This is a genomic window from Actinoplanes sp. NPDC049802, assembly GCF_040656595.1.
Lineage (GTDB): Bacteria > Actinomycetota > Actinomycetes > Mycobacteriales > Micromonosporaceae > Actinoplanes.
Map to the genome: position 1 here is coordinate 1 of NZ_JBFAMR010000154.1, position 5,498 is coordinate 5,498.

The window sequence follows — 5,498 nt, forward strand, 5'->3', positions numbered from 1 at the left end:
TCCAGACGGCCCCCGACCCAGCAGCGACCAGCCTTCCGGCAGCACAAAGCTAAACAAAATCAACAAACTGTCTCATTTGACTTGACAGGTTCCGGTCGGCCGCCTTCTGCTCCAGATGCTCGGTGTCTTCGCCCAGTTCGAACGTGAAGTCATCATCGATCGCGTCATCTGCGGCATGGAACGTAAGGCCGCGGTGGGCGGCTGGACGGGCGGCACCCTTCCGTACGGGTATCTCGTCGATGCTCACGCCGAGCGGCTGCTGCCCCACACCGACGAGGCGCCCGTCGTAGCGTCGATCTTCGCCACGTACGCCGGCGCCGCTTATGGCACCCGGACGATCGCCACCCAACTGAATGCACAGGGTCTGCGTACCCGATCCGGTAGACCGTGGACCGGTCAGGCCGTCGGCAGGCTTCTGTCGAACCGCACCTACCTCGGCGAAAGGACCTTCCGCGACGTCACCGTCACCGGCACGCATCCACCCCTGGTCAGTCAACAGACCTTCGACCAGGTCCAGCAGATCCTCGCCCTCCGCACGCGGCACCAGCCGGGCCCTGCAGCAAGCACCAGCGACTACCTGCTCAGCGGTATCGTCGTCTGCGCCGCGTGCGGCGCCCATTACGTCGGCACGCGGCAAACGGACGGCACCACCGGTACCGCTACTACACCTGCCAGACCCGGAGCCGAGGCCGCGCGAGCGACTGCACCGGCCCACGGCTACGCGCCGACACCCTCGAAAATCTGATCCTCACGGCAATCGCCGACCGTTACCAAGATTCCCGCCTGGTCACCGAAGCCATCCGACTCGCGCCGGTCGCCCACGCCACCACCACCAACGACCACCGCATCGAACTCGCGACACTTCGCCGACAGATCACCTCGGTAAACCACAAGATCGGCCGCCACCAGCGAGCCTTCGAGGACGACGCCCTTCCCGCTGAACTCTATGCGGACCGGACCATGGAACTGCGACAACAAGCCGATCAGCTCAAGGCCCGCCGCGGCGAGCTCCGGCGAGCGCTCCAACAGCGGCCCTCACCGCCAGACAGCACGTCACTGGAACCATGGCGCCGGCAGTTCCACAGCATGCTGGCCACGACAGACACCACTCGACTGAAGAACCTGGTGGGCATTCTCGTCACCGAAGTCAGGGTCCATGATCGTCACCGGATCGAACCGTTCTTCCTCACCATCGCCTAACAAGATCAGAAGACACCACTGTCCAGGCCGATCCGCAGCCTTCGGCAGCGCGTAGGCCGTAGGACACCTTGGACCGGATGCTGGACACGCCGCCGTGGCATGCCTCCGACGGCCGGCACCCACGGTCGCCGAACCAACGGCCGGTGCCGGGCGGCGGGCCTAGGCGGCCATGACACGGGAACCCGCGACGCCAGGGTCAACGCTCGCGGGTTCGGCGTGTGGCCACACCGGTGACGACGAAGCCCGCGAACGCATCACCGACGGCCAATGCCATGCCAACCGTCCCGACCGCGGAGATCCCGACAGTGAGCGCGATGATCACTAGCGCGACGAAGACCGCGCCGAGCCGTAGCCAGGTCAGGTTGAGCGTGCCCCGCGCCAAGCCGTGGCCACGGCGCAGCAGGGCGATCATCGCGAGTACCCCGAGGACGGCGCCGACTGCGGCGGACACTGCCATGACGAGGAACGGCGCGGCCTGTTCGATGGTCAGGCCACCGTCACGGTACGAACGCCATGCCGTGGCGCCGAGCCAGGCGACCACGCCATCGGCGAACGCGGCCACGATACCCACGACGGCGAGCAGCGTGTTGCCGCTGCGTTCGGTCGGCGCGGCGGTCATGCCGTGCCCGCCGGCGGCCAGTGGCCCCGGAAGAAGCTCGTGTCGTCGAACTTCTGCCGCAGCGTGGTGTTAGCCGATGTGCAGCACGCCTTCAATGTCTCGCAGCCGGCGATCAACGCTATCGAGGCAGTCACCGCCGCACCGGCCGCGATGAACGGCGCCGCCGGTACGCCGAAGATCGTGGCGCTGGACGCGAGCGCGCCGAAGATGCCCACGGCGAGCGAGACCAGCGCCGTAGCCAGGCCGGACCAGAACACGAGAATGCCAAGGTGTACTTGGCCCAGTGCCGTCGCCAGCCCGTCGGTGAGTGTTGTCTTGACCTTCTCCAGCGCGGCCTTCTGCAACGGCAACATCTGCCGGTAGGCGTCGGCGGCGTCGCCGTCCCAGTTGTCGTCGACGGTGAGCAGCCCGGCGTCGGCGGCCTGGACCTGCCCGCTCACCGGAACACCGACCCGGTCACTCCAGGCTTGCGCGGTCGTCGACAGCGCCGACAGCGAGCCCATGTTCGACAGGATCGTCGCCAGGTTGTCCCAAATGCGGCGCATGAACGCGCAGAAGTCGTCCCAGCCCTGACGTACCTTGCCCTGTGCGGGCGGCGGCACGTACGCCAGCTTGTCGTTGATCGAGTTCTGCAGTTCGACGGTCTTGGTGTCGATGCGGTCGATGGTCGAATGGATGCGTTCGAGCAGGACGGCCTCGGTGCTACTCACGGACATCCCACACTCCCTCCAAGTCTCGGGCGGCGCGTTCGTCGTTCGTCTCGTACTCGTAGGCGACCTTGTCGAGCTTGGCGCTCAGCCCGCCGTACACCCCGCTCGCCTCCTCCAGCAACGTCACGACCTTCATCTGCAGCTCGGCGTACGTGTCGAGCAGGCCACTCGGCAACGACGCCCACGACAGCTCGTGCGCGCTCAGGGTCAGCAGGCTCGCCTCGCGCGCGGCCTGCCGGGTCACCGCCGCCACCTGCTCCCACGAGGCGGCGTCACGGTGCAGCGCGTCCAGTGCGGCCTTGAGCGTCATCAGCCGGCCAGCCCGAACCGGCGGGCGAACCCGAACGGGTCCCGCATCACCGTCTGCGCGTGACCGAGCGGGCTGTCGGCGATCAGGCGCTGCACCCCGTGGGCGGCGACCTGCTCGTACGCGGCCCGGAACGCCGTGGTGAGCTGCCGGGCGAGGTTCGCGTCGTGGGCGTCACGCAGCCACCTGCGGTCGAACCGCACCGCCGTGACCTCGCCCCCGCCGGTCAGTTCCACGGTCACCTCGCGGTGCGGGCTATGCCCGGTGTGGGTCGCACTCAAGGTCCGATCCAACCGGCTGGTCACCTCGTCGAGGCCATGCTCGATCGACTCGACCACCTCGAGCAGCGCCGCCAGCGCCGCCTCCCGTTCGGCGGCGGACGGCGTGGCCGAGTCGATGGAGTCCAGCCGCTGCTGGAGATCCGCCGACATCGGCATCGGTTCCGGGGTGGCGGGCTCGGCGTACGCCTCACCCCACGCGGTCAAACGTCGCATCGCCGCGTCCCGGACCGCCTCCACGACGGCGTCTCCGAGGTGATCATCGGCGAGATGTGCTCGCCAGTGATCGGCTACGGTCACCGTCGCGACACGGCCGTGCTCGTCGAGCCTCACCGTGACCGAGCTGGTCACGTCCGATCCCGGTGCGCCGGGCGTCGCCGCAGCGGCGTGGGTTTGTCGAAGCAGCGCCTGACCGTCGTCTCGCAGCCCGGCCAGGGCCTCCAAGCGGTCATCGAACATCGGTCATCCCCGTTCCCGGCGACCTACACATTCTTCGAGCTGTCTCAATCTCGAATACCCCACGATCCGGGAACGGGTTCACCGCGTTCGGCCACTCTTCTAGAGCGGGTCCAGACCCGACCGGCCGGCACGATTCGGTCGTCTCGGGCCATGAACCAAATTCAGGATGATCGACGGGATGTCGCCGACGGGCGGTTGCCGGAACCATTCCGGCAACGACGCCGTCCACGAGGAGCATCGGCGACGACATCATCTTGGCCCGCGCCGGCAAAGACACGCTCTACGGCGTCAACGGCTACGACGGCCCGGGCCGCGACGATCCCGCCGGTGGTTACGGTGACGACGTCCTCCAAGGCGACGACTGTGCGGGCCGGCCACGAGACTATTCGTACGTCCGGGCCGGAACTCGCCGTCACCTCTCAGTCGGTACCTCCGGACAGGTCGATGAGGCGGCAGCGCCCGCCCACCCCTCGATACGCCCAGACCTGTTCGGCCGGGGACATCCGCCGGGATCCGGCGTCGTCGCGGGCGCCGGTCGCGACGGGAACCAGGCCGGGCACCTCACCGAGACGCTGCCGGAGATTGCGTTCCCTGGCTGCCGAGTGCAGCCAGAACAGCACCGGCCAGGAACGGCCGAGGGTCGCGAAGAGCCGCCCGTAGCCGACGAGTTTGGCGGTCAGGACGCCGAGCTGTTCGGTGCCGGTGTCGTACTCCAGGAAGAACGGCACCTGGCGGCCGTCCTCGGCCCAGAGCCCGTACCCGTCCGGACGTACGGCCGGTTCGTAGGCGCGGACCAGCACCGGATCGTCGTCGGTGACGAACGTGCCGGCCCGGCGGCAGACGGCCTCGGGCAGCCATTGCCGGAGTTCGGCACCGGCACGGGTACGGGCATGGCCGGCGAGGTCGGTGAAGAACTCGTTGACGCCGAGCCGGTGCGCGAGAGCCCGGGTCGAGGTCCACCGGCGACGCTCCAGACGGGCGTGGTCGCGGCGTGGCGGCCGTTCGTCGCGGGCCGCTGCGACGACCTCGGCGCCGAGCTGGTCGATGAGCCAGTGGTACGGGTACGAGCCGCCGTCGGCGCGCTGCGGCCGGAAGCGGGCGACCAGTCGCAGCCGGTGCAAGGTACGCAGGCGGCGCTGGCAGAAGTCCAGGGACGGGAACAGGGCGTTGGCGACCTGGAACGTGGTGAGCACACCGTGGTCGTAGAGCCAGCCCAGCAGGATCCGGTCGCGGGCGGTGAGCTGGGACTGCACCCGCAGGACCGGATCATCCACGACATGCCCCAGGGGGAGAGACCCGGACGATCGCAGGGTCTGTCGGAGCACATCGCCCCGGCGGCGACAGCCGCCCTGACCTGCGGTGTGAGACGGACACGGGGGTCGGTTCGGGGGTCCGGTCGAAGACTGACGTCAACCCTGACGGTAAGACTGACGTCCGCACGGACGCCCGAACCGGAATCGGCAGCGAAGGCAGGGCCTGCAACGGAGATCTCCTCGATCTTCAAAGGGTGTCGGAAGTGGTGGGCCGAGCAGCGACCGCGCCCGGGCTGTCCGCGGCAGGCAAGAGTCCGGGGATCTCGGGGGCAACGGCGGCACGCCGTCCTTCAGCTACGGCGCGGTACCGGCACGTCTGCCCCGACTTCGGGTGTCCGCGCTGCGGTGGGCGGACCGCGGTAGGTGCTGAGAGGAAGCTCGGCGGGTCAGCCGCTGGCCGCGTCCGTGTCGTCGAAGCCGGCCGCTCCAGCCTCAAAACGCGGTTTGTCAGCTCTGGCGAACACTCGCCGGTCTAACAGAGATCTGACAAAACTCCGAGGATCTCTGACAGTGCAGGTGTCCCGTCTCAGGGAATCTGTCCGCGTCCCATAGGATCTGTCCTCTCGAGCCGACGAATCACCTCGCCGAATACGGCACCGACGCCTTCTCTGG

The 5,498-nt window shown here is 68.3% G+C and carries 6 protein-coding genes and 2 pseudogenes; 2 read left to right on the forward strand and 6 right to left on the reverse strand.

Annotated features, from left to right (window positions below; all coding sequences use genetic code 11):
* Positions 1-103: 103 nt before the first annotated feature.
* Positions 104-517: pseudogene (locus AB0I88_RS40835) on the forward strand (recombinase family protein); the annotation flags it as partial.
* 89 nt (positions 518-606) lie between these two features.
* Positions 607-699, forward strand: a pseudogene (locus AB0I88_RS40840) (hypothetical protein); the annotation flags it as partial.
* 18 nt (positions 700-717) lie between these two features.
* Here AB0I88_RS40840 and AB0I88_RS40845 read toward each other — a convergent pair.
* The 6 genes from AB0I88_RS40845 to AB0I88_RS40870 all read right to left on the reverse strand — a co-directional run bounded on the left by AB0I88_RS40845 (position 718) and on the right by AB0I88_RS40870 (position 4,847).
* On the reverse strand, positions 718-1,026 hold the full coding sequence (locus AB0I88_RS40845) for a hypothetical protein (protein WP_361037616.1): 309 nt from the start codon (positions 1,024-1,026) through the stop codon (positions 718-720).
* A 370-nt stretch (positions 1,027-1,396) separates the two neighbouring features.
* Positions 1,397-1,819, reverse strand: coding sequence for a hypothetical protein (locus tag AB0I88_RS40850; RefSeq protein WP_361037606.1), 423 nt, complete (start codon positions 1,817-1,819; stop codon positions 1,397-1,399).
* Entirely contained in the window at positions 1,816-2,535 is a 720-nt protein-coding gene (locus AB0I88_RS40855; RefSeq protein ID WP_361037608.1) for a hypothetical protein, read from the reverse strand. Before AB0I88_RS40855 ends, AB0I88_RS40850 begins: the two co-directional genes overlap by 4 nt.
* Complete coding sequence (locus AB0I88_RS40860; protein ID WP_361037610.1) at positions 2,522-2,839, reverse strand: hypothetical protein; 318 nt, start codon at positions 2,837-2,839, stop codon at positions 2,522-2,524. The genes AB0I88_RS40855 and AB0I88_RS40860 overlap by 14 nt, the downstream gene beginning before the upstream one ends.
* A complete protein-coding gene (locus AB0I88_RS40865) occupies positions 2,839-3,573 on the reverse strand; it encodes a YbaB/EbfC family nucleoid-associated protein (protein ID WP_361037612.1) in 735 nt (244 codons plus the stop codon). The genes AB0I88_RS40860 and AB0I88_RS40865 overlap by 1 nt, the downstream gene beginning before the upstream one ends.
* Before the next feature lie 419 nt (positions 3,574-3,992).
* Positions 3,993-4,847, reverse strand: coding sequence for a replication-relaxation family protein (locus AB0I88_RS40870; protein WP_361037614.1), 855 nt, complete (start codon positions 4,845-4,847; stop codon positions 3,993-3,995).
* Between the last annotated feature and the right edge of the window lie 651 nt (positions 4,848-5,498).

Coding starts and splice junctions, on each gene's coding strand:
- AB0I88_RS40850 (WP_361037606.1), bottom strand. CDS start 1,819: ATGACCGCCGCGCCGACCGAACGCAGCGGCAACACGCTGCTCGCCGTC.
- AB0I88_RS40855 (WP_361037608.1), bottom strand. CDS start 2,535: ATGTCCGTGAGTAGCACCGAGGCCGTCCTGCTCGAACGCATCCATTCG.
- AB0I88_RS40860 (WP_361037610.1), bottom strand. CDS start 2,839: ATGACGCTCAAGGCCGCACTGGACGCGCTGCACCGTGACGCCGCCTCG.
- AB0I88_RS40865 (WP_361037612.1), bottom strand. CDS start 3,573: ATGTTCGATGACCGCTTGGAGGCCCTGGCCGGGCTGCGAGACGACGGT.